This is a genomic window from Ideonella sp. (assembly GCF_036277275.1).
Lineage (GTDB): Bacteria > Pseudomonadota > Gammaproteobacteria > Burkholderiales > Burkholderiaceae_C > Ideonella.
Window position 1 is genome coordinate 1 of sequence record NZ_DASUNH010000039.1, and the last position, 22,004, is coordinate 22,004.

A 22,004-nucleotide genomic window follows, 5' to 3' on the forward strand; every position below is an offset into this window, starting at 1 on the left:
GCACATCAGCGACAGCAAGTCGTCCGCGCGCCCTTGCACCAGCTTGGCCATGAAATCGGCGCTCGCCGGCGCCACCAGCACCGCATCCGCTTCACGGGTGAGGTTGATGTGCGCCATGTTGTTCGGCTCGCGCGCATCCCACTGGCTGGTGTAGACGCTGCGGTTCGACAAGGCTTGCATCGTCACCGGCGTGATGAAGGCCTCGGCGGCTTCGGTCATCACCACCTGCACGGTAGCGCCGGCCTTGACGAGTTCACGCACCAGCTCGGCGCACTTGTAGCAGGCAATGCCACCGGATAGGCCCAGCACGACGTGCTTGCCGGCCAGCTCGGTGGTGACAGGGGTGTTGATCGACATCAGCGCACCGCCCGTCTGGTCACTGCATCTGTGCGCCGTGGCACTTCTTGAACTTCTTGCCGCTGCCGCAAGGGCAAGGGTCGTTGCGGCCCGGCAGCGCGTCGACACGGCGCGGCGGTGGCTTCGGCGCATGGTCGAGCCAGTACAGGCGCAAGTCCTGCGCGGCGTACAGCGCTTCCTGGATCAACTCGTCGCGGCTGAGCTGCTCACCTTCGTAGAGTTCTTCGAAGACCTCCTTCAGCTCGTCGTCGTCCATCGTCAACGACGCGATGCGCAGCAGGGTCTCGTCGTAGAGCTGGCCCTCCTCGGTCTCGAGATCGGGCTCTGGCCAGTCTTTCGGGAAGTCTTGCGTGGCATCGAGAAAGCCGACCGCCCAGACCTCGCCCGTCTGCTCCAGCAGCGCCATCTCATCGGGCTTCACATGCCCTTCGTCGACCAGGCGTTGCTTGTCTTCGTCGCTCAGCTCGATCATCAGCGGCGCCAGGCGGAGCACGTCCGGGTCGTCGAGGATCAGCTCCGGGTCCAGTTGGTCGGCCAGCACCTGCCAGCGCGCGTCGATGACCGCCCGCGCTGCGGCGGCGTCCACCGGGTCGCTGAATGTGCGGGCGAACACGCCGTCGGCAAACACCGCCAGCCACTCGTCGGCTTCGATCCGGCGCGGGCCGGCCAGCAAGGCCGCCATGTAACCATCTAGCCATTCGAGCGACACCTCGTCCTCGAATCCAGCCATGCGCTGGCACAACGCGTCCAGCGCCTCGATTTCTTCTTCAGTGCTCATCCGGGGTTCGGCCATCGCCCACATTCCTCTTGCGTTCTCGCAACCCGGCAGTGTCGCATGTGCGCTGCGACGATGGAACGCCGGTTCCGCCTCAGGCGGTCGATTCGGATGCCGACGACCAGCGCGGCGGGTTCGGGTGCAGGCGCGCCATCATCAACGAGTCGACATACTCGCCGTCGCGCAGCGCGAAGGCACGTTGCCGCCCTTCCAGCTCGAAGCCGAACTTGCGGTACAGCGCCTGCGCGGAGAGGTTGTCGGCAAAGACGCCCAGCTCGATGCGCAACACCCCCAGCCAGTTGTCGGCGTAGTTGCACAGCTCGGCCATCAGCGCCGAGCCCACGCCACGGCGCTGCCACGGCACCGCCACCGACATGCCGAGCGCCATCACATGGCGCCGCCGCAGATGGGCTCCCACCGGATGCAGGCCGGAACTGGCGATCACCTCGCCTTGCACTTCGGCCACCAGGTGCAGCTCGGGGCTGTTGGGCGCCTGTTGGTTGCTCAACCGCTGTCGCCACAGCTCGGCATCCGGGAATGGCAGTTGCAGCAGTTGCCGGAATACCTCATGCTCCTGCATCATGCGAGCAAAGGCCTCGGCGTCGGTCGGACGTGCGCGGCGCAAGGTCCAGGGGGTGGCGTTGGAGTCGCTCATCGTGCTCACGAGAAATGCAGGCCGCCGATGCGCAGCCAGGGCAGCACCGTGCTGCCGGTGTCGAGCCGCTCACGGCTGACGGCCAGGATGTCCTTCAGCATGCGGGCGATGTTGCCGCTGATCATGACTTCGGACAGGGCCGCACCGACGACGCCGTCTTCGATCCGGAAGCTGTTCTTGATCACGCCGGAGAAGTCGCCGTTGGCGGCCGGCATGCCCATCGACAAGCGGCCGACGACTGCCCCGCGCTGCACCTGGCCCACCAGCTCGGCCCGTGGCGTAGCGCCGGCAGCCATCTCCCAACCGAACGTCGTCGGCACATGGGGCAAGCCGGTCTTGCGGCTGCCGTACAGGCTGGGCAGCAACGTCTGCAACCGCCCTTCCTCCAGCACGCTGACCGCCGGCGTGTGGCAAGCGTCGCCCGACAACGGCACCACCCCCGGGGCTTCGAACCGGCTCTTCAGTGCGAGCAACGGCGAAGCGATCACCTGGCCCACCTGGTCGCGGTAGAGCGAGCTGCCGGCGATCAGCTGCGCATCGCCCAACTGACCGAGCAACCAACCCAGCAGGTCGCCGACGGCATTCGGCGTGAACACCACCTCGCCGACGAACTTGCCGCCAAGCGGCTGGGTGTCGATCTGCTGCGAGGTGTCGCGCATCATCTCGCCGATGCCGAACCAGGTTTCGGCCGCCTGGTCGACCCAATCGTGGGCGTCGCCGCCGGCGTAGTTGAACGAGCTGGCACGGTCACCCTCGCGGGCGGTGCCGAACGCGCTCAACGACAGCCAGCCTGCGCGGTCGGCCAGGTCGCTGCCGCCGGTGGTCAGCGTGTGCGACTGGCTCTGGTGGTGCGAGGCAGCACTTTCTTCGAGCGTGAAGCGCGGCGTCTCGCGGGCACGAAAGGCCAGCAGCTCGGCCATCTTGTCAGCCAACGAGGCGGGCTCGACCTCCAACGGGCCCTGCACGATGCGTGCGTGCTGGCCGGCCGACACGGTGTTCGCCGCATCCTGCGGCGCTGCCTGTGCAGCCGCCCACAGCTCGGCCACGCCATGGCGCAGCGCCGCTTCGTCGAGCGAGCTGAGTTGGGTGCTGGCGCGCCGGCCGTCCAACAGGCCCAGCAGCGAGACCTGGATCTGCTCGGTGCTGCGCATCAGGCTGGGCTCGTTGTGGGCCACGTTCAGCTCACGCTGCCGATGCCGGCCGACGCTGACCTGGGCCTGGTCGAAGCCCTGAGCGCGCATCAGGCCCAACACCTGTTCGGCCTGGTCCAGCAGTGCGGGATCAAAGTTCAATGCGGTCATGCTCATTCACCCCCCATGTGCGCGCGCGCCCGCAGCGCCGGCCCGCCCATCGACACCACCATCGGCTGCTTCTTGCCGCAGTAGCCACTGCAGCTCCAGTACATGTCGCTGGACACTGCATCGACCGACTGCAGCACCTTGATCGCCGAGCCGGACACCGTCGTATCGCGGATCGCCGGACCGAGCTTGCCGCTGCGGATCTCGTACGCCAGGCTGATGCCGAACATGAACTCGGTGGTGGAGTCTGCCTGGCCATTGGCCGTCTTCAGCAGCAGGTAGCCATCGTCGACACCGGCAACCATCTCGTCCAGCGTCGACTTGCCGGGCAGGATGGCCGTGTTGCGCATGCGAACCAGTGGCTCGTCACTCGGCGCATAGGCGCGTGCACTGCCGGTGAGCGCCATGCCCAGGCGCGCCGCCGTCTCGCGGCTGTTCATGAACTCGGTCAGGACGCCGTCCTTGATCAGCACCGCATCGCGTGCCGGCGTGCCTTCATCGTCGGCATAGACCGGGATCATCACCTCTGTGCCCTGGTAGTGGTGGGCATAGTCGACCATGCTGATCAGGTCGCTGGCGACCCGTTGGCCCCGCAGGCTGCCGGTGACGGCGCCGCCAAGCACGATGTCGGCTTCGCAGGGGTGGCCCATGGCCTCATGCGCCAGCATGCCGGCCAGCGGGGGTGCCAGCACCACGGTCTGCAAGCCCCCACGCGCCGGCACCGCTTCGCACTTGGCGCGCAAGTGCCGGTGCAGCTCGTCAAGCTGCGGCGCCAATGTGTCGATCGACCAGTCGATGTCGGCCAGGCTGCCCTTGCCGGACACCTGCTCCGCCAACTCGACCGGTGCCCCGTCGGCCGATTGGGCGACGAACACCACCTGGCACACCGCACGTTGGATGCTCGCCAGCGACTGGCCGCCGGTGCTGGTCGCCAGCCATTTGGTGTGGTGCTCATCGCTGACGACGAAACGGATCGACTTCAGGCCTGGATAGCGTTGCTTGCACCAGGCGTTCAAGGCCCCCAGGCGGTCCTGGATCTCGGCCTGGTCCAGTGCGGCACGGCCACGGTAGACATGCTCGCCCCGGTAGCCGCCCATCGGCAACGCCACCGACGAGCGTTGCCCGAAGCGCGCCATCGCCTGCACGTTGTCACGCGCCTGGCGCCCCACGCGCTCAGTCGCATCGGCTCCGGTGGCCGGCACCGAAGCAAAGCCCCAGTAGCCGTCGCGATAAACCCGGGCGCTGGTGCCCCCGTCGCTGCTGCTGCTGTTCTGCGTCAGGTTGCCGTCGATCATCATCACGCGGGACTTACGCAGCTCATGCTGGCGCAACTCGCTGTACTGCAGGCCGGCCAACAAGGCGGGCGCTGACAGGGCCGGTGGGGTCGAACTCATCCATGTCTCCCTGGCGCCTTGTGGGCGCCTGCTGCTGGTTAGACGATCAATCAGAGGTTGTCGTGTTCGAGCCGCTTGCCCAGGCTCACCACGTTGTCGCCTGCGTATCCCAACGCCGCATAGAAGGCCAGCACGGCTTCGTTGCCTTGCCGGACCTGAAGGTTGATTTTGGGGCAACCACGCTCGCGCAGCCGCGCTTCCGACCAATCCATCAATTGGCGTCCCAAACCCCGTTGCTGGCGCGACGGCTCGACCGCCAGATAGTTGATCCAGCCGCGATGGCCCTCGTAGCCGGCCATCACGGTGCCCACCACCTCACCGCCATCGACCATCACGCCGAACAGCTCCGGCTGCTCGGCAAGCTTGCGTCGAATGTCCTTGCCCGGATCGTTCCAGGGCCGCGTCAGGCCGCAGCGCTGCCACAGTGCCACGACAGCCGGTTCATCGGCATCCTCAAACGGGCGGATCTGGAACACCATCGGCCAAGCCTTCCGTCAGTTGCCCGCCTGGGCGCCGAGCAGGTAGTCGGACTTGCCCAGATCGACGCCGTTGTGACGCAGCAGCGCATAGGCGGTGGTCATGTGGAAAAAGAAGTTCGGCAACGCCCAATGCTTCAGGTAGGCCTCGCCCTTCAAGGTGCGGGTCTTGTCGCGCCCGACCGGGAAGGTGATGTCGATCTCCTCGCGGCCATCCAGCTTGTCGGCCGGCACCGTGGCCAGCCATTCCTGGGTCTTGGCGATGCGAGCACGCAGCTCGGCAAAGGTGGTCTCGTTGTCTTCGAACTTCGGCGCCTCGATACCCGAGATGCGTGCGACGGCCAGCTTGGCGGCGTCGCAGGCGATGCGGATCTGTGCGGCGAACGGGAGCATGTCCGGCGCCAGGCGAACGGTCACCAGCACGTTGGGATCGAACTTGCGCGCCGCTGCATTCGCTTCGGCCTTGGCCAGGCAATGGTCCAGATTGGCCAGGCCGGTACGGAAGATCGGCAAGCTGGCGGATGACAGGGTGATGGCCATGGTGGATCCTTGATTTCTTGGGTGGAGCGCCATGATACGCAGGCAGTTTCACGTCGGCTTGCGCATGAAAATCAACCCCAGGAATGCTGGAAGTGCCGCCGGCTCGGGCAAGACTGGCGGCGCACATCCCACGTCTAGCGCGAGACTCTCGCCAACACACCCCCGCTCGACAGGCTGCGCCCTGCTTCAACAAGCACGGACAGCAAAAAGGCCGAGACGCCGCAAAGCGTCTCGGCCCTTTTTGTTGGAATGGCGCGTCAGGCGCGCTCGGCCACCCAGCCGGCCACGCTGGCTAAGGCGCCGCTGAGTTTGCTGGCGTCGGTGCCGCCGGCCATGGCCATGTCGGGCTTGCCGCCGCCCTTGCCGCCGACCTGCTGGGCGACGAAGTTCACCAGTTCGCCGGCCTTGACCTTGCCGATCGAATCGTTGGTGACGCCAGCGGCGATCTGGACCTTGCCGCCTTCGACCGCCGCCAGCACGATGGCCGCTGTCTTCAGTTTGTCCTTCAGCTTGTCCATCGTCTCGCGCAAGGCCTTGGCATCGGCGCCTTCCAGCGTCGCGGCCAGCACCTTGATGCCCTTGACATCGACGGCCTGCGACAGCAGCTCGTCGCCCTGCGCCGAGGCCAGCTTGCCCTTCAGCGCGGCGACTTCCTTCTCCAGCGCACGGACCTGGTCGAGCACGCTGGCCACGCGCGCCGGCACCTCGCCGGGCGCGACCTTCAGCGAGCCAGCCAGGCCGTTCACCGTGTTCTCGAGGCTGCGCAGGTAGGCCAGCGCGTTCTCGCCGGTCACTGCTTCGACGCGGCGGATGCCGGCGGCCACGCCGCCCTCGCCGACGATCTTGAACAGGCCGATGTCACCCGTGCGGCCGACGTGCGTGCCGCCGCACAGCTCCTTGCTGGAGCCGATCGAGAGCACCCGCACCGTGTCGCCGTACTTTTCGCCGAACAGCATCATCGCGCCGCTCTTCTGCGCGTCGTCAAGCGCCATCACCTCGGCCTTCGCACCGGCGTTGGCCAGGATCTCGGCGTTGACGATGGATTCGACCTTGGCGATCTGCTCGTCGGTCATCGGGCCGGTGTGGGCGAAGTCAAAGCGCGTGCGCTCGGCGTTGACCAGCGAGCCCTTCTGCTGCACATGGCCGCCCAGCACTTCGCGCAGCGCCTTGTGCATCAGGTGAGTCGCGCTGTGGTTGCGCACGGTCTTGGCGCGGCGCTCAGCGTCGACCTTGGCGGTGAACACGTCACCGACCTTGATCTCGCCTTCGGCGACGGTGCCGTGGTGGCCGAAGACATCGGCCTGGATCTTCAGCGTGTCGTCGACCACGACGCGCGTCGTCGCATTGCGGAACTCGCCGGCATCGCCGACCTGGCCGCCGCTCTCGGCGTAGAACGGCGTGTGATCGAGCACGACCACGACGTCATCGCCCGCGCGGGCCACGTCGACCGGGCTGCCATCCACATAGACGGCCGTGACCTTGGCACCTTCACGCACCAACTCGTCATAACCATGGAAGGTCGTCGGCGTGCCTTCGTACGCCAGCCCCTGCGCCATCTTGAACTTGCCGGCCTCGCGGCCGCCTTGCTTCTGGCGCTCCAGCAACTCGTCGAAACGCACCTGATCGACGGTCAAGCCTCGTTCACGGCACACATCCGCCGTCAGGTCGACCGGGAAGCCATAGGTGTCGTGCAGCTTGAACGCCGTGTCGCCATCGAGCACCGCCGGCTTGGCAGCCAGCGCCGTCTCGAGGATTTCCATGCCGCGCTCGATGGTCTGGAAGAAGCGCTCTTCTTCCTGCTTCAGCACCTCGGTCGCGCGTGCCGCGCCCTGACGCAGCTCGGGATAGGCCTCGCCCATCTGCTCGACCAGCGCCGGCACCAGCGAATAGAAGAACGGCTTGCGCGCCCCCAGCTTGTAGCCGTGGCGGATTGCGCGGCGCGCAATGCGACGCAGCACGTAGCCGCGGCCCGCGTTGCCGGGGATCACGCCGTCGACCACCGTGAAGGTGCAGGCGCGGATGTGGTCGGCAATGACCTTCAGGCTGGGCGAATCCTTGTCGCTGTCGCCGCCGCCTGCCGCATCGACCGCCTTCTTCGCCGCCGCCAGCAGCGCGACGAACAGGTCGATCTCGTAGTTCGAATGCACGTGCTGCAGCACCGCGGTGATGCGCTCCAGCCCCATGCCGGTGTCGACACTGGGCTTGGGCAGCTTGTGCATCACGCCGTCTTCGGTGCGGTTGAACTGCATGAAGACGTTGTTCCAGATCTCGATGTAGCGGTCACCGTCTTCGTCCGGGCTGCCCGGGGGGCCACCGGCCACTTCGGGGCCGTGGTCGTAGAAGATCTCGGTGCAGGGGCCGCAGGGGCCCGTGTCGCCCATCATCCAGAAGTTGTCGCTGGCGTAGCGCGCACCCTTGTTGTCGCCGATGCGCACGATGCGCTCGGCCGGCACGCCGACCACCTTGTTCCAGATCTCGTAGGCCTCGTCGTCTTCGGAATAGACGGTGACCCAGAGCTTCTCGGCCGGCAGCTTGAACTGCACCGTCAGCAGCTCCCACGCGTACTGGATCGCGTCGTGCTTGAAGTAGTCGCCGAACGAGAAGTTGCCCAGCATCTCGAAGAACGTGTGGTGGCGCGCGGTGTAACCCACGTTGTCGAGGTCGTTGTGCTTGCCGCCAGCGCGGATGCACTTCTGCGAGGTGGTCGCGCGGTTGTACGGCCGCTTGTCGAAGCCGAGGAAGACGTCCTTGAACTGGTTCATCCCGGCGTTGGTGAACAGCAGCGTCGGGTCGTCGCCGGGCACCACCGGGCTCGAGGCGACGATGGTGTGGCCCTTCGATTCGAAGAACTTCAGGAAAGTCTGGCGGATCTCGGAGGCTTTCATCCGGGGTCTCTCTCGGTGGGTCTGGACGGGGAAAGGAACCTGAAATTATGGCAGCGCTGGGCAAGTCCCTGCGAGGGTGCGCGCCCTGGTTTGGGATGGGATGCAAGGCGCAAACCACAGCCATAGCCCGCCTATGGCGAGGATTTGCAACGCCGCAGGCCGCCCAAAGCAGGGATGCGCAACCCGCAAGGGGCTTGTTCAGCGCTGCCCGAGCTCGCGTGCGAGAAACGCGAACAGGCGCTCATCTCCTGAGAAAGCGACGTTGAAGCGCAACCAATCGGTCGGCTGCATCCCGGCGCGGAACAGGTGGCCGGGGCCGAGCATCACGTCGGCCTCGGCGGCGCGGTTGGCCAGCGCCGGGGTGTCCAGCAGCCGGGGGTGGCGGGCCCAGAGGAACATGCCGGCCTTGGGCTCGGCAAAGAGCTCGAAACCCATGGCCACGAGCCGGCCGCCGACCTGCTGATGCGCCTCGGCCAGGCGCTCGCGCAGTGCCTTCAGGTGCTTGCGACGGCGGCCGTCCAGCAGCGCCGAGTGGGCCAGACGTTCGCCGAATTCGGCCGAGGTGAGCCCCGAGATCATCTTCAGCTGGGCCAGGTCTTCGAGCAGATCGGGGTGCGCAGCCAGGAAGCCGACTCGGATGTTGGGCGAGATCGTCTTCGAGTAGCTGCCGATGTAGATCACCCGGGTCAGCTGGTCGAGGCTGGCGAGGCTCGGGCGCGGCTCGGGGTCGAGCTCGACGTAGATGTCGTTCTCGACGATCGTCAGATCGTGCTTCTCGGCCAGCTGCAGCACGCGGTGCAGTTGGCCCAGCGGCGCCACCGAGCCGGTCGGGCTCTGCAGCCGCGGCTGGGTGAAGAAGACCTTGGGCCGGTGCTCGCCGGATGTCGATTGCAGCATCGCCTCTAGCGCGGCAAGGTCGTAGCCCTGCGGGCTGCGCGGCACGCCGAGCAGCTTTGCGCCCTGGAAACGCAGTGAAAACAACAGGTTGGCGTAGCCCGGGTCGTCGACCAGCACCGCATCGCCGGCCCGCACCAGGCGGCGCACGCACAGGTCGAGCGCCTGGCTGGAACCCTGCGTCAGCAGCACCTGCGCGGGCGGCACGCTCACCTGCTGTTCGGCCAGCGCTTCGCAAATGGCCTGGCGCAGCGGCGGATAGCCCTTCGGGTCGCCGTAGCCGCCCAGGTCGGCGTCATCGGCCGCCAGCGCCCGCAGGCCGCGGCGCAGGCCATCCTCGAACAGCCAGTCGCCGGGCAGCCAGCCGCAGCCGGCCTTCACCGCCAGGTGGCGGTTCTCGAAGATCCGGCGCAGGTACCAGGCCGAGTCGAAGCCCTGCGGGCTGGCCGCCACCGGCTCGACCGCTCCGGACGCCGCCCTTTTCCGCACGAAGAAGCCCGAATGCGGCCGCGACACCAGGTAACCCTGCGCCACCAGCCGGTCATAGGCCTCGACGACGGTGAAGACGCTCACCTGGTGCGTCAGCGCGAACTGGCGGATCGACGGCAGCTTCGCCCCTTCACGCAGCGCCGCCTCGTCGATCTGGCGGCGCAGGCCCTCGACGATCTGGGTGACGAGCGGCACGGCGGCCTGGGAATCGAGGGTCAGCATGCGTGGTCTGGAGGCTGTACTGGGTGCGCACCCAGCACAGTGCGCGACAGGGGGCTTGGGCGCTGTACATGGTACCGGCAGCCCCCGTGGGACTAGAGTCGCATTCTTGGCGCCCACCCGGCATCCGCCCGGCGCCGCACACCTTCAGGAGCCCGATATGCACCGCGACCCCGCCGCCACTGCCACCAACGCGGAAAAAAGCAACGCCGCCCTCATGGCGCGCCGCCGCGCCGCCCTGCCCTCGGGCCTGGGCCAGACCTACGACGTGGTCGCCGAGCGCGCCGAGAACTCCGAAGTCTGGGACGTCGAAGGCAAGCGCTACATCGACTTCGGCGGCGGCATCGCGGTGCTGAACACCGGCCACCGCCACCCGAAGATCGTCGCTGCCGTGAAGGCCCAGCTGGACAAGATCCACCACACCTGCTTCCAGGTGCTGGCCTACGAGCCCTACATCGACCTGGCCGAGCGTCTGATCGCCAAGACCCCGGGCGACTTCGCGAAGAAGGCCTACTTCCTGTCGACCGGCGCCGAAGCCGTCGAGAACGCGATCAAGATCGCCCGCTACGCCACCAAGCGCCAGGCCGTCATCGCCTTCGGCGGCGGCTTCCACGGCCGCACGCTGCTGGGCATGGCGCTGACCGGCAAGGTCGCGCCGTACAAGGCCGGCTTCGGCCCCTTCCCGGCCGAGATCTACCACGCCGAGTACCCGAACGCGCTACACGGCGTCAGCGTCGAGGATTCGCTGAAGTCGCTCGAGCACATCTTCAAGTACGACGTCGAGGCCGACCGTGTCGCCGCGATCATCTTCGAGCCGGTGCAGGGTGAAGGCGGCTTCTACGTCGCGCCGAAGGAATTTGCCGTGGCCGTCCGCAAGCTCTGCGACAAGCACGGCATCGTGATGATCGCCGACGAAGTGCAGACCTGCGCCGGCCGCACCGGCACCTGGCTGGCGTGCGAGCAGTGGGGGGTCGCTCCCGACATGGTCACGATGGCCAAGTCGATGGCCGGCGGCTTCCCGATCTCGGCCGTGATCGGCAAGGCCGAGCTGATGGACAAGCCGCTGCCCGGCGGCCTGGGCGGCACCTACGCCGGCAACCCGCTGGCCTGCGCCGCGGCGCTGGCCGTGCTGGACGTGTTCGAGGAAGAGAAGCTGCTGGACCGCTCGAAGGCCGTCGGCGAGACGCTGATGACCGGCCTGAAGGCCATCGCCGCCAAGCACAAGGCGATCGGCGACGTGCGCGGCCTGGGCGCGATGGTGGCGGTGGAGCTGTTCAAGAACGGCGACACCCACCAACCGGATGCCGACCTGACCAAGCGCGTCTGCGTCGAAGCCCTCAAGCGCGGCCTGGTGATGCTGTCGTGCGGCAGCTATGCCAACGTGCTGCGCATCCTGGTGCCGCTGACCGTGCCGCAAGCGCAGCTGGAAGAAGGCTTGAAGATCCTGGCCGACGCTTTCGACGCGGCCGTCGCGGCCTGAAACAGGCGGAGGCTTGCCTCCGCTTAGGATGTACCCATGGACATGAAGACCTCTCCGCTGGCGTCGCTTGCCGACCCCAGCCTGCTGAAGACGGATGCATTGATCGGCGGCGAATGGGTCGCCGGCTCGGTGCGTTTCGATGTGACCGACCCAGCCACGGGCTCGAAGCTGGCCGATGTGGCCAACCTCGGCGCCGAATCGGCTGAAGCCGCGATTGCTGCGGCCAACAAGGCCTGGCCAGCCTGGCGCGGCAAGACCGCGAAGGAGCGCGCCGCGATCCTGATGAAGTGGTTCCAGCTGCTGCATGCGAATGCAGACGACCTGGCCCGCATCATGACCGCCGAGCAGGGCAAGCCGCTGGCCGAGGCCAAGGGCGAAGTCAACTACGGCGCCAGTTTCCTCGAGTGGTTTGCCGAGGAGGCCAAGCGCGTCTATGGCGAGACCATCCCGTCGACCGACAACAACAAGCGCTACCTCGTCATCAAGCAGCCGGTCGGTGTGTGCGCGGCGATCACGCCGTGGAACTTCCCGATCGCGATGATCACCCGCAAGGTCGCCCCGGCGCTGGCCGCCGGCTGCCCGGTGGTGATCAAGCCGGCCGAAGCCACGCCGCTGTCGGCGCTGGCCGTGGCCGAGCTGGCGCAACGCGCCGGCATGCCCGCCGGCGTGCTGAACATCGTCACCGCCGATGCGTCGAACTCGATCGAGGTCGGCAAGGTGCTGTGTGATTCAGATGTCGTGCGACACCTGTCGTTCACCGGCTCCACCGAAGTCGGCCGCATCCTGATGAAGCAGTGCGCGCCAACGATCAAGAAGCTCTCGCTCGAGCTGGGCGGCAACGCGCCCTTCATCGTGTTCGACGACGCCGACATCGACTCGGCTGTCGAGGGCGCGATGATCAGCAAGTACCGCAACGCCGGCCAGACCTGCGTCTGCGCGAACCGCTTCTACGTGCAGGCCAAGGTCTACGACGAGTTCGTCGCCAAGCTGGCAGAAAAGGCCAAGGGCATCAAGGTTGGCAACGGCTTCGAGGCCGGCGTCAGCCAGGGCCCGCTGATCGACGACCAGGCAGTCGCCAAGGTCGAATCGCACGTGGCCGATGCGCTCGGCAAGGGCGCCACCGTCGTGACCGGCGGCGAGCGCATCAGCGAGCGTTTCTACAGCCCGACGGTGCTCTCCAACGTGACCTCGGACATGATGGTCTCGCGTGAAGAGACCTTCGGCCCGGTGGCCCCGGTGTTCCGCTTCGAGACCGAAGCCGAGGCGATCGAGCTGGCCAATGCGACCGAATTCGGCCTCGCGAGCTACTTCTACAGCCGCGACATCGGCCGCATCTTCCGCGTCGGCGAAGCGCTGGAGTACGGCATGGTCGGCGTCAACACCGGCCTGATCTCGACGGCAGAAGTGCCTTTCGGCGGCGTCAAGCAATCGGGCCTCGGCCGCGAAGGCGCTCACCAAGGCATCGACGACTACGTCGAGATCAAATACCTCTGCCTGGGCGATATCAACAAGTGAACGCGCGGCGCGTGGCTGCAAGGGCCGGGGCCGCCCTGGCCCTTTGTCTGTTCCACGCCGTCGTGCTGGCCGGCCCGATGGCCGTGCGTGGGCCGGACGGCACCCATTGGCGCGTCAACGACGACGAGGAACCTTCGCTGCTGGAGCGCAAGCTGCCCGGCGGCGCGCTCGACACGGCCTTTGGCAAGGCCGGCCGGCTGGCGCTGGATTTCGGCGGCATCGACGCCAGCGTAGCCGTGCTGCGCGTGGACACCAGCGGCCGCATCTGGCTCGGCGTCACCTCGTTGGCAACGGGAACCAGCAGCCCCATGGTGCAGCGCCTGCAGGCCAACGGGATGGCCGACACCAGTTGGGGCGCCGCTGGCCGCAGCATTGCCTCACCCGTCGGCCAGCGCCTGATGGTGGTCGACCTGTTGCCGGCCGACGATGGCGGCGCCTGGGTCACCGGCACCTTGTACGGCTCGCAAGGCGAGAACGACACCGGCTTGTGGCGCTTGAAACCCAACGGCGCGCTGGAGTATGGCTTTGGCGCCGGCGGACTGTGGAAGCGGCCGGGCCTGGAGCGCAGCCGCCCGCTGTCGCTGGCCGCCGGCCCGGACGGCGTCGTCGCCCTGGGCGTCGATGTGCTGACCGGCCCCAAGCCTGGCCGCGAGGTCTATGTCGTCGGCCCGAAGGACCGCCAGCCGCGGCTGGCACCGATGCCCGGCGGGCCGACCAGCGACGACGATGACGACGACGTCTACCTGTTGTGGGGCGGACTCGGCTGGCTGTGGCGCACGGGGCTGCAGACTGCCGAACTCTCCGGCCTGCCGGCCTTGACGATGACACCGGCGCCTGCAGCAGCGGTGGCCCCGGCTCCGGGTGAGGCCGGACACATCGCCTTGAACCCGTTTGCCCGGGTGGATGCGGCAGCTTCCGCCGCGACAACGCCCCCGGTGGACGACGACTTGCCCTGGGGTTGGCTGCTGGCGGGTGGTGTGGGCCTGCTGGGGCTGTTCACCGTCTGGTGGCGCGGGCGCGGCAAGGCCGCGTAGCGCTCACGACTCGTCGTTCGCGGCGGCGCCCTGGCCCAGCAGTCGACCGAAGCTGCCGCCTGACGCCAGGCCCACCGCGTGACGCAGCAAGGTGCCCGCATCCTTGCCATGGCCCGGATACTGGCTGACGCCGATCCGCGCCCCCACTGGCACGTCCTGTCCCGCCACCTGGAACGGCTGATTGACCGCCGCCAGCAGCTTGCGGGCCACATGGTCGGCATCGTCATCGGCGTCCAGCCAGGCCAGCAGCACCGCGAACATGTCCGGCCCCAGCGAAGCCACCACGTCACTGGCCCGCAACGAACTGCGCAGCCGCACCGCGGCCTTGCGGCGCAGCACATTGGCCGCCTCGGCGCCGAGGCTGGCCTCGACGCTGCGAAAGCCGTCGAGATGCAGCACGATCAGTGCCATGGCCGCCGGCTCGCGCTCGCGCAGCGCCAGCAAATGCGTCATGTGCTCTTGCAGCTGGTTGTGGTTGGGCAGGCCGGTCGTCAGGTCGATGCTGTAGGCGCGCCGCGCCGCATCGTCGATGCGCTTGCGCTCGACCGCCAGGCGCAACACACGCCCCAACACCTCGGGCGAGGCCTCGCGGCTGGACAACACGTCACGCACGCCCGCTTGCAGCAGCCGCATGCACACGGCAGGCGTGGGCTCCGGCCCGATCACGACGACGGCCGATTCCAGCACCGCCCTTGGCAGGCCCGCCCAGTGCAACAGCCGATCGGGGGTGCCCGTCAGCCTGAGATCGATCAGCACCGCGTCGTAGGCCTGCGCATGCAGCTGGCTGTCCAGCTCATCGAGCCGAGTGCAGGCCTGGACCACGAACGGCCCGAAGGCCGAGGTCACCAAGTCCGGCGGCTGGGCGCAGAGGCAGAGGATGTGGAACGGGTCTGACATGGGTGCGAGCCTCTTCGCGGGCGTGATCCATCATGCACGTTCCGCGCCTGGGCCGACACGCTTGTAAACACCAAGGTGGTGCAAACCACGAGAGACCGGGCCACCGCGGGATCCAGCCCGCCGCCGAGGCCCGTTCCGCCCTATCAGTGGGCCTCGTCCCAGTTCATCCCCACGCCGACTTCGGCCAGCAGCGGCACGCTGAAGCTCGCCACGCCGGCCATCAGGCGCGGCACCGCCTCCTTGGCCCAGTCGAGCTCGGCCTCGGGCACTTCGAGCACCAGTTCATCGTGCACCTGCATCACCATGCGCGTGGCACGCTGTTCGGTGTCGAGTGCGCCCTGCACCGCGATCATCGCCAACTTGATCAAATCGGCCGCCGTGCCCTGCATCGGCGCATTGATCGCCTGGCGCTCGGCGCCCGAGCGGCGCGGGCCGTTGCCGCCGCGGATCTCCGGCAGGTAGATGCGGCGACCGAACAGCGTTTCGACGTAGCCCAGCTCGGCGGCGCGGGCCTTGGTCTCGTCCATGTAGCGCTTGACGCCGGCAAAGCGGTCGAAGTAGCGGTCGATGTAGTTGCGTGCAGCCTTCTGGTCGATACCCAGGCTTTGCGCCAGGCCAAAGGCGCCCATGCCGTAGATCAGTCCGAAGTTGATCGTCTTCGCATAACGCCGTTGTTCAGAGGTGACCGTGTCGGGCGCGATGCCGAACACTTCGCTCGCAGTGGCACGGTGCACGTCCATGCCTTCGGCGAAGGCCTTGGTCAGGCCCGGGTCACCGCTGATGTGGGCCATGATGCGCAGCTCGATCTGCGAATAGTCGGCGCTGATGATCTTGTGGCCCGCCGGCGCGATGAAGGCTTCGCGCACGCGCCGGCCTTCCGGCGTGCGGATCGGGATGTTCTGCAGGTTCGGGTCGTTGCTCGACAGCCGGCCGGTCACTGCTACTGCCTGCGCGTAGTTGGTGTGCACGCGGCCGGTGCTCGGGTTCACCATCAGCGGCAGCTTGTCGGTGTAGGTGCCCTTCAGCTTGCTCAAGGAGCGGTGCTCCAGCAGCTTGGCCGGCAGCGGGTAGTCGGCCGCCAGCTCCTGCAGCACGTCTTCGTCGGTGCTCGGTGCGCCACTGGCGGTCTTCTTCTTCACCGGCAGGCCGAGGCGGCCGAAGAGGATCTCGCCGATCTGCTTGGGTGAGCCCAGGTTGAAGGGCTGGCCCGCCAATTCGTAGGCTTCGCGTTCCAGCGCCAGCATGCGCTCGGCCAGTTCGCGGCTTTGCGTCGCCAGCAGCGCCGCATCGATCAACACGCCATTGCGCTCCACCCGCTCGAGGATGGTCGAGACCGGCATCTCGATGCGCTCGTAGATCCCGCGCAGGCCCGGTTCTGCTTCGATCTGCGGCCACAGCGTCTGGTGGACGTGCAGTGTCATCTCGCTGTCTTCGCCGCTGTAGGTGGTGGCCTGAGCAACATCGACCTGAGAGAACGGGATCTGGTTCGCGCCCTTGCCGCAGACCTGTTCATAGCTCAAACCCTGCCGGCCGAGATGACGCTCGGCCAGGCTTTCGAGGCTGTGCTTCAGGTGCGCTTCCAGCACATAACTCTGCAGCAGGGTGTCATGGGTGTAGCCGCGCACCTCGATGCCATGGTTGGCAAATACATGCTGGTCGTACTTGATGTTCTGGCCGACCTTCGCCGCCGCAGCGTCTTCGAGCCACGGCTTCATCAGCGCCAGCACGTCGTCCAGCGGCAACTGGTCCGGCGCGCCGGGGTAGTCGTGCGCCAATGGCACATAGGCGGCGCGGCCGGGCTCCGTGGCGAACGAAATGCCAACGATGCGGGCGCGCATCGGATCGAGCGAATCGGTCTCGGTGTCGATCGCCGTCAGCGGCGCGCCACGCAGCACTTCGAGCCAGGCGTCCAGGCGCTCGCGGCTGGTGATGCACTCGTACTCGCGGGCCAGGGCGAGTGGAGGCAGGGTCAGCGCGCTGGCAGCGCGCGACACCGATGCGTCCGTGGGCACGGCCACCGCACCAGCGCCCACGGAAGGGGCACCGGCAGCAGCGCTCGTGCGCCCCAACGACGCTTCGAGTTCCTTGCGGAAGGCCTTGAAGCCGAAGCGCTCGTAGAAGCCCAGCAGGCCGTCGTTGTCGACCGGCTTCAGTTCCAGCGCATCGAGCGTCGGCCAGCCGATCACGTGGTCGGCCAGGTCGCAGTCGGTCACCACGGTGATCAGCCGGCGCCCTTGCGGCAGCCAGTCCAACGCTTTGCGCAGGTTCTCGCCCGCCACGCCCTTGATGCTCGCCGCGGCGGCGATCACGCCATCCAGCGAGCCATGGTCGGCGATCCATTTCGCGGCCGTCTTCGGGCCCACCTTCTCGACGCCGGGCACGTTGTCGACCGCGTCACCGATCAGCGTCAGGTAGTCGATGATGCGGTCCGGTGGCACGCCGAACTTGGCCTTGACGCCCTCGATGTCGAGCGTTTCGTTGCTCATCGTGTTGATCAGCGTGACCCGTTCGTTGACCAACTGGGCCAGGTCCTTGTCACCGGTTGATACAACCACCCGGTGTCCCGACTGGGCCCCGATGCAGGCCAGGGTGCCGATCGCGTCGTCGGCCTCGATGCCAGGCACCATCAGAACCGGCCAGCCGAGCAGCTTGACCACTTCGTGGATGGGTTCGATCTGCTTGCGCAGGTCGTCCGGCATCGGCGCGCGATGGGCCTTGTACTGCGGGTACCACTCGTCGCGGAAGGTCTTGCCAGGGGCGTCGAACACGCACACGGCGTGCCCCGACGGCACCTGTTCGCGCAGGCGCTTCATCATCGCCACCATGCCGTGGACGGCGCCGGTGGGCACGCCGCCCGGGCCGCGCAGGTCGGGCAAGGCGTGGTAGGCACGGTACAGGTAGCTGCTGCCGTCGACCAGCAGCAAGGTCTTGTCTTCACTCATGCGCGGCATTGTGCGCGAGGGCGGGTGGCCCTCGCGCCCGTCCGGCTGCGGAAACGGACGCGATGTAGCGCCCTCCGTCCCGCGCTGTCGGCGGCTACCGGACCGGCAGCGTCATCGTCATCTGGCTGTTGCCATCGAACGGCAGCGACATGCGGAACATGTCACCCCAGTGCACCGGTGAGCCGTACAAGCTGTCGGCCGTGTCGAACACCAGCACCAGGTGGTGGCCGGCCGGCACGTCGTAGGCGATCGCGTTCATGTCGAACGAGAAGTCGGTCGCCACACCGGGCGATGCCCAGTGCACCGCCCGCGCGCCGTGGGTGATCAGCGTGCCGAAACCGGCCCAGTCCACGTCGTACAGGTAGGCCACCAGCATGCCGCGCTTGAGATTTGGTTTGGCCCGGATCTGCAGCTTCGGCGAGCCACGCAGCTTGAGCGGCGCATTCAGCGAATCACCCTCGTAGCGGATGCCGTTGCCCGCCAGGATCGTGGCCATGTGGTTGATGACCGGCAAACCAACGCTCTCCATGATCGGCGACAGGATCGGGATCAACCCCGTCGTGGCGGTCGTGTCGAGCAAGCTGTCGATCTGGTCCCCATGGCTCTGGCGGTTGGGTGAGGTGCCGAGCGTGCCGGTCACGCCCTTCCAGCAGAAGCAGCCGAAGTCCCAGCGCAGGTTGCCCCGCGGCCCGAGGTAGTAGGTGGTGCTGCGCAGCTCCGGTGCCGGCCAGTTGCTGAGCGTGTCGCGGCTGCCGCCGAACTTCAGCTGCATGGTCACCTTCGGCTCGGTGTCGACGCCGTTCGGAATGCCCTTCAACCAGCGGTCCATCCAGCGGTGCACCTGGTCGAACACCGGGTTGTCGACGCCCAACAGGGCGCCGGGCAGCTCGGCCGAAGCGTGGATGCCCGGTTGCAGCAACAGCTTCTTCGGCCCGGTCAGCCGGGTGTACATCAGCAGCGTCGAGTTCGGCGAGAACATGTCGTCCTGGTAGTTCTTGCTGATCAGCACCGGCACCTTGCGGGCATTCAACGCGTCGACCGCGTTGATCGGCGATCGGATCACGCCCCAGGCCGCGATCTCGTCGATCTTGGCCTGCGAGGTGTCCGGGTCACGGATCGCCGCGTCGTACTCGTAGATGAGCGGGTCCATGTTGCCGGTGAAAGTGCCCGACAGCGTCAGGATCGACAACCAGGTAGGGTTCGGCACGGAGTTGCCGTACATCTGGTCGATCAGGTTCGCCCAGCCGGACATCGAGGCCACCGCCTTCACCCGGCTGTCATTCGCCGCACCGATCATGGACAGCCCGGCACCGTAGGAAATCCCGGCCGCACCGATTCGGTTCACGTCGGTCGCGGTGTTGGCCACCAACCAGTCGAGCACGCTGCGGAAATCCGAAGCGTCCTGCTCGCTGGCGACGCCGACGACCCCTTCCGAGCCGTAAAAGCCCCGTGCGGTATAGGCCAGCGCCACGTAGCCGCCCAGCGCCATGCGCTGCTGCTCGCCCAGGTACTCGAAGAAATCGGCAGCCGCCCAGCTGGCGGGATAGACCACGGCAGGGAACTTGCTTCCATCGCCGGCGCCAGAGGGCAGGAAGACATTCGCGGTCAACCTCACGCCATCGCTTGTGGCGACGGTGAAGTTGTTCAAGAAACAGGTCCCGTCTTTTGGCGAGATGACGCCGGGCATCAGCAACGGCGTGGTGTAGATGGCTGCTTCGGCGGGGGTGGGTGCACGGCAGCTCGCGGCTTCAGAGGCGATGGGAGAGAACAACGGCAGGCACACAACCAGGGCAGCAAGGCGCCGCCCCAAAAATTTCGGCATGTGAAAGTCTCCGTTCCCGGGGAGGTTGGAGTTACGGTCGAACGCCCCGGAATCGCACGACCGTTCGTTCCATTTGCTGCCTGCTTTTCTCAATGCGCAACAGGACCAGACCGGAGTCTTTGTTACCTGTTACCTCGCCTCAGCGCCACGTCACCCCGCTGACGTGGCCTGGTGGTCTCGTCCGACATGGCCAGGGCAAACCCGAGGCATAGAATCCAGCGCATGAAAACGCTTCGGTATGCTTCGCTCACGCTGCTGCTTCTGGCCACTGCCGCCGTGCGGGCCGAAGAGACCGCGCGGCGAACGCCGCCCGAGCCGCAGGTGCTGCAACAAGTCACCGAAGACGAGAAGATCCGCATCGAGGAATTACGGGTCCGTGGCCAGACCAAACGCCTGACGGTGCAGCCCAAGATTCGCGGCGTCGGCCCCTACGAGATCGCCCCGCCCGAACCCGGCCGCGCCCCGGCCGACGATCCCAAGGCCGGCCAGCGAGTCTGGTTGTCCATCACCTTCTGATACACCGCCGCGCCGTGTTCGCGCGGCGCTTCACCGGCAAGTCATGGCGGTCTATACCGAAGTCAGCCTCGCGCAGGCGCAGGCGCTGTCGACCCAGCTGAAGCTGGGGGCTGTTCGTGCGCTCGAGCCGATCGGCTCCGGCATCGAGAACACCAACTACTTCCTGACGACCGACGCGGGCGAATGGGTGCTGACGCTGTTCGAGCGCCTGTCGGCCGCGCAATTGCCGTTCTACCTGCAGTTGATGCAGCACCTGGCCCAGCATGGGCTGCCGGTGCCTGAGCCGCATGCCAACGGCAGCGGGGTGCTGTGCCATGACCTCGCCGGCAAGCCGGCCGCGGTGGTGAACCGGCTGCCCGGCGTGCCAGTCGACGCGCCGGATGTGCACCATGCCGACCAGGTGGGTGCGACGCTCGCGCGGATGCACAAGGCGGTCGCCGATTTCGCCCCCTACCAGCCCAACCTGCGCGGTCTGGCTTGGTGGCAGGCCACGGCGCCGCTCGTGCGCTCCCAGCTGGACCCCGACAGCGCTGCGTTGCTGGACGCGGAGCTCGCCTATCAGGTGCACCTGTCCGCCTCGCCGACCTACGCCCAACTGCCGCACGGCGCGGTGCACGCCGACCTGTTCCGCGACAACGCCTTGTTCGACGGCCTGCCCGGCCGCGAGCGCTTGTGCGGCGTGATCGATTTCTACTTCGCCGGTGTCGACAGCTTCGCGTTCGACCTGGGCGTGGCAATCAACGACTGGTGCATCGACGACGATTCGGGTCACCTCGACGAGACCCGCGCCAATGCGCTGATCGCCGGCTACCGCGCCGAGCGCGAACCCACCGGCGTCGAATGGCGCACGCTGCCGGCGATGCGCCGTGCTGCGGCCTTGCGCTTCTGGTTGTCGCGCCTGGCCGATTGGCACGCACCGCGCGACGCCGCCCTGTTGACACCCAAGGACCCGCGCCACTTCGAGCGCGTGCTGCGCGACTGCGTGGCCAACCCCTGGCACCCCGGCGCCTGAACACCGATGGGATTGAAACTGCAAGACGTGCCGGCCGCCGCCGGTTGGCGCTGGGTGACTCAGGCCTTCGGCGAGTACTTCCGCCGCCCGCTGGCGTACATCGGCCTGTTCATGGCCTTCATGTTCGCCGTGCTGCTGACAATGCTGCTGCCCTGGATAGGCGGGGTGCTGCTGATGTTGTCCGTGCCGTTGCTGAGCCTGGGTTTCATGATGGCCACCCATGCCTCGCTGCAAGGGCGGCCGGTGCATGCCGGCATCTTCCTGGTGCCCTGGCAACAGCGCGAGCCCAACCGCCGCAGACCGCTGCTTACGCTGCTGATCACCTACGCCGTGTTGACCGCCGCCGCATTGTGGTGGTGCGAGTGGATCGATGGCGGCGCCTTCAACACCTGGCTGACGGCAGTGGCCAAGGGCAATACGCCGCCGGATGAGCTGGCGCGCCTGGGCAATGCCCCCGGGGTCACCGCCGGCGCGTTGTGGCGCATGGGCCTGAGCACGTTGCTGAGCATCCCGTTCTGGTTCGCACCGGCGCTTGTGTTCTGGGCCCAGCAAGGGGCTGCGCAAGCCTTGTTTTCGAGTGCGCTGGCGCTATGGCGCGCGCGGGCCGCCTTCTTCGCCTTCGGCGTCGGGTGTCTGGCAGTGCTGGTGCTGGCTGGCATGCTGACCAGTCTCATGGCCGCAGTGTTCGGCCCTGCGGTGACCAGCCTGCTGGTGATGCCTGTCGGACTGGTGCTGACCGCGGTTTTCTACGTCTCGCTGTACTTCAGCTTCCGCGATTGCTTCGGCGAGCCTTGAGCACGGCGG

General features: G+C 67.2%; 18 protein-coding genes. 6 read left to right on the top strand and 12 right to left on the bottom strand.

The window, feature by feature from the left end; all coding sequences use genetic code 11:
- The 9 genes from VFY73_RS08145 to VFY73_RS08185 form a co-directional block, all read right to left on the bottom strand.
- The coding region (locus VFY73_RS08145; protein WP_329717493.1) for a flavoprotein at nt 1-357 on the bottom strand (357 nt) is incomplete at its 3' end.
- A gap of 19 nt (nt 358-376) precedes the next feature.
- The gene (locus VFY73_RS08150) at nt 377-1,150 is read right to left on the bottom strand and encodes a UPF0149 family protein (protein WP_329717495.1); all 774 of its coding nucleotides are present in this window, start codon (nt 1,148-1,150) and stop codon (nt 377-379) included.
- 76 nt (nt 1,151-1,226) lie between these two features.
- Nucleotides 1,227-1,787, bottom strand: a complete 561-nt coding sequence (locus VFY73_RS08155) for a GNAT family N-acetyltransferase (RefSeq protein ID WP_329717497.1) — start codon at nt 1,785-1,787, stop codon at nt 1,227-1,229.
- Between the two features lie 5 nt (nt 1,788-1,792).
- Nucleotides 1,793-3,088 (bottom strand): metallopeptidase TldD-related protein, encoded by a 1,296-nt coding sequence (locus VFY73_RS08160; RefSeq protein ID WP_329717499.1) that lies wholly within the window; start codon nt 3,086-3,088, stop codon nt 1,793-1,795.
- A gap of 2 nt (nt 3,089-3,090) precedes the next feature.
- Complete coding sequence (locus VFY73_RS08165; RefSeq protein ID WP_329717501.1) at nt 3,091-4,479, bottom strand: TldD/PmbA family protein; 1,389 nt, start codon at nt 4,477-4,479, stop codon at nt 3,091-3,093.
- 50 nt (nt 4,480-4,529) lie between these two features.
- The gene (locus VFY73_RS08170; protein ID WP_329717503.1) at nt 4,530-4,958 is read right to left on the bottom strand and encodes a GNAT family acetyltransferase; all 429 of its coding nucleotides are present in this window, start codon (nt 4,956-4,958) and stop codon (nt 4,530-4,532) included.
- Nucleotides 4,959-4,973: 15 nt separating this feature from the next.
- A complete protein-coding gene (locus tag VFY73_RS08175) occupies nt 4,974-5,495 on the bottom strand; it encodes a DUF1993 domain-containing protein (RefSeq protein ID WP_329717505.1) in 522 nt (173 codons plus the stop codon).
- Nucleotides 5,496-5,752: 257 nt separating this feature from the next.
- Entirely contained in the window at nt 5,753-8,380 is a 2,628-nt protein-coding gene (gene alaS / locus VFY73_RS08180) for an alanine--tRNA ligase (RefSeq protein WP_329717507.1), read from the bottom strand.
- 198 nt (nt 8,381-8,578) lie between these two features.
- A complete protein-coding gene (locus VFY73_RS08185; protein WP_329717509.1) occupies nt 8,579-9,985 on the bottom strand; it encodes a PLP-dependent aminotransferase family protein in 1,407 nt (468 codons plus the stop codon).
- Between the two features lie 157 nt (nt 9,986-10,142).
- On the opposite strand from VFY73_RS08185, the gene gabT reads away from it, so the two are divergent.
- From gabT to VFY73_RS08200, 3 genes are read left to right on the top strand one after another with little or no spacing between them, the layout of a single operon-like run.
- On the top strand, nt 10,143-11,462 hold the full coding sequence (gabT, locus tag VFY73_RS08190; protein ID WP_329717511.1) for a 4-aminobutyrate--2-oxoglutarate transaminase: 1,320 nt from the start codon (nt 10,143-10,145) through the stop codon (nt 11,460-11,462).
- Between the two features lie 36 nt (nt 11,463-11,498).
- Nucleotides 11,499-12,977, top strand: a complete 1,479-nt coding sequence (locus VFY73_RS08195; RefSeq protein ID WP_329717513.1) for an NAD-dependent succinate-semialdehyde dehydrogenase — start codon at nt 11,499-11,501, stop codon at nt 12,975-12,977.
- 11 nt (nt 12,978-12,988) lie between these two features.
- Nucleotides 12,989-14,011: a hypothetical protein gene (locus VFY73_RS08200; protein WP_329717515.1), complete on the top strand. Its 1,023-nt coding sequence runs from the start codon at nt 12,989-12,991 to the stop codon at nt 14,009-14,011.
- A gap of 3 nt (nt 14,012-14,014) precedes the next feature.
- Here the strand turns inward: VFY73_RS08200 and VFY73_RS08205 are convergent, their stop codons facing one another.
- From VFY73_RS08205 to VFY73_RS08215, 3 genes are all read right to left on the bottom strand, one after another.
- Nucleotides 14,015-14,908, bottom strand: coding sequence for a diguanylate cyclase domain-containing protein (locus VFY73_RS08205; protein ID WP_329717517.1), 894 nt, complete (start codon nt 14,906-14,908; stop codon nt 14,015-14,017).
- Nucleotides 14,909-15,051: 143 nt separating this feature from the next.
- Nucleotides 15,052-17,850 (bottom strand): DNA polymerase I, encoded by a 2,799-nt coding sequence (gene polA, locus VFY73_RS08210; protein ID WP_329717521.1) that lies wholly within the window; start codon nt 17,848-17,850, stop codon nt 15,052-15,054.
- Between the two features lie 94 nt (nt 17,851-17,944).
- The gene (locus VFY73_RS08215; RefSeq protein ID WP_414654431.1) at nt 17,945-19,672 is read right to left on the bottom strand and encodes a CocE/NonD family hydrolase; all 1,728 of its coding nucleotides are present in this window, start codon (nt 19,670-19,672) and stop codon (nt 17,945-17,947) included.
- Nucleotides 19,673-19,894: 222 nt separating this feature from the next.
- On the opposite strand from VFY73_RS08215, the gene VFY73_RS08220 reads away from it, so the two are divergent.
- The 3 genes from VFY73_RS08220 to VFY73_RS08230 are packed head-to-tail and all read left to right on the top strand — an operon-like array spanning nt 19,895 to nt 21,995.
- Complete coding sequence (locus VFY73_RS08220; protein WP_329717525.1) at nt 19,895-20,188, top strand: hypothetical protein; 294 nt, start codon at nt 19,895-19,897, stop codon at nt 20,186-20,188.
- A gap of 43 nt (nt 20,189-20,231) precedes the next feature.
- A complete protein-coding gene (locus VFY73_RS08225; RefSeq protein WP_329717527.1) occupies nt 20,232-21,200 on the top strand; it encodes a homoserine kinase in 969 nt (322 codons plus the stop codon).
- Between the two features lie 6 nt (nt 21,201-21,206).
- Nucleotides 21,207-21,995, top strand: coding sequence for a BPSS1780 family membrane protein (locus tag VFY73_RS08230; RefSeq protein WP_329717529.1), 789 nt, complete (start codon nt 21,207-21,209; stop codon nt 21,993-21,995).
- Nucleotides 21,996-22,004 lie beyond the last annotated feature (9 nt).

Coding starts and splice junctions, on each gene's coding strand:
- VFY73_RS08150 (WP_329717495.1), bottom strand. CDS start 1,150: ATGGCCGAACCCCGGATGAGCACTGAAGAAGAAATCGAGGCGCTGGAC.
- VFY73_RS08155 (WP_329717497.1), bottom strand. CDS start 1,787: ATGAGCGACTCCAACGCCACCCCCTGGACCTTGCGCCGCGCACGTCCG.
- VFY73_RS08160 (WP_329717499.1), bottom strand. CDS start 3,088: ATGACCGCATTGAACTTTGATCCCGCACTGCTGGACCAGGCCGAACAG.
- VFY73_RS08165 (WP_329717501.1), bottom strand. CDS start 4,479: ATGAGTTCGACCCCACCGGCCCTGTCAGCGCCCGCCTTGTTGGCCGGC.
- VFY73_RS08170 (WP_329717503.1), bottom strand. CDS start 4,958: ATGGTGTTCCAGATCCGCCCGTTTGAGGATGCCGATGAACCGGCTGTC.
- VFY73_RS08175 (WP_329717505.1), bottom strand. CDS start 5,495: ATGGCCATCACCCTGTCATCCGCCAGCTTGCCGATCTTCCGTACCGGC.
- alaS (WP_329717507.1), bottom strand. CDS start 8,380: ATGAAAGCCTCCGAGATCCGCCAGACTTTCCTGAAGTTCTTCGAATCG.
- VFY73_RS08185 (WP_329717509.1), bottom strand. CDS start 9,985: ATGCTGACCCTCGATTCCCAGGCCGCCGTGCCGCTCGTCACCCAGATC.
- gabT (WP_329717511.1), top strand. CDS start 10,143: ATGCACCGCGACCCCGCCGCCACTGCCACCAACGCGGAAAAAAGCAAC.
- VFY73_RS08195 (WP_329717513.1), top strand. CDS start 11,499: ATGGACATGAAGACCTCTCCGCTGGCGTCGCTTGCCGACCCCAGCCTG.
- VFY73_RS08205 (WP_329717517.1), bottom strand. CDS start 14,908: ATGTCAGACCCGTTCCACATCCTCTGCCTCTGCGCCCAGCCGCCGGAC.
- polA (WP_329717521.1), bottom strand. CDS start 17,850: ATGAGTGAAGACAAGACCTTGCTGCTGGTCGACGGCAGCAGCTACCTG.
- VFY73_RS08215 (WP_414654431.1), bottom strand. CDS start 19,672: ATGCCGAAATTTTTGGGGCGGCGCCTTGCTGCCCTGGTTGTGTGCCTG.
- VFY73_RS08220 (WP_329717525.1), top strand. CDS start 19,895: ATGAAAACGCTTCGGTATGCTTCGCTCACGCTGCTGCTTCTGGCCACT.
- VFY73_RS08225 (WP_329717527.1), top strand. CDS start 20,232: ATGGCGGTCTATACCGAAGTCAGCCTCGCGCAGGCGCAGGCGCTGTCG.
- VFY73_RS08230 (WP_329717529.1), top strand. CDS start 21,207: ATGGGATTGAAACTGCAAGACGTGCCGGCCGCCGCCGGTTGGCGCTGG.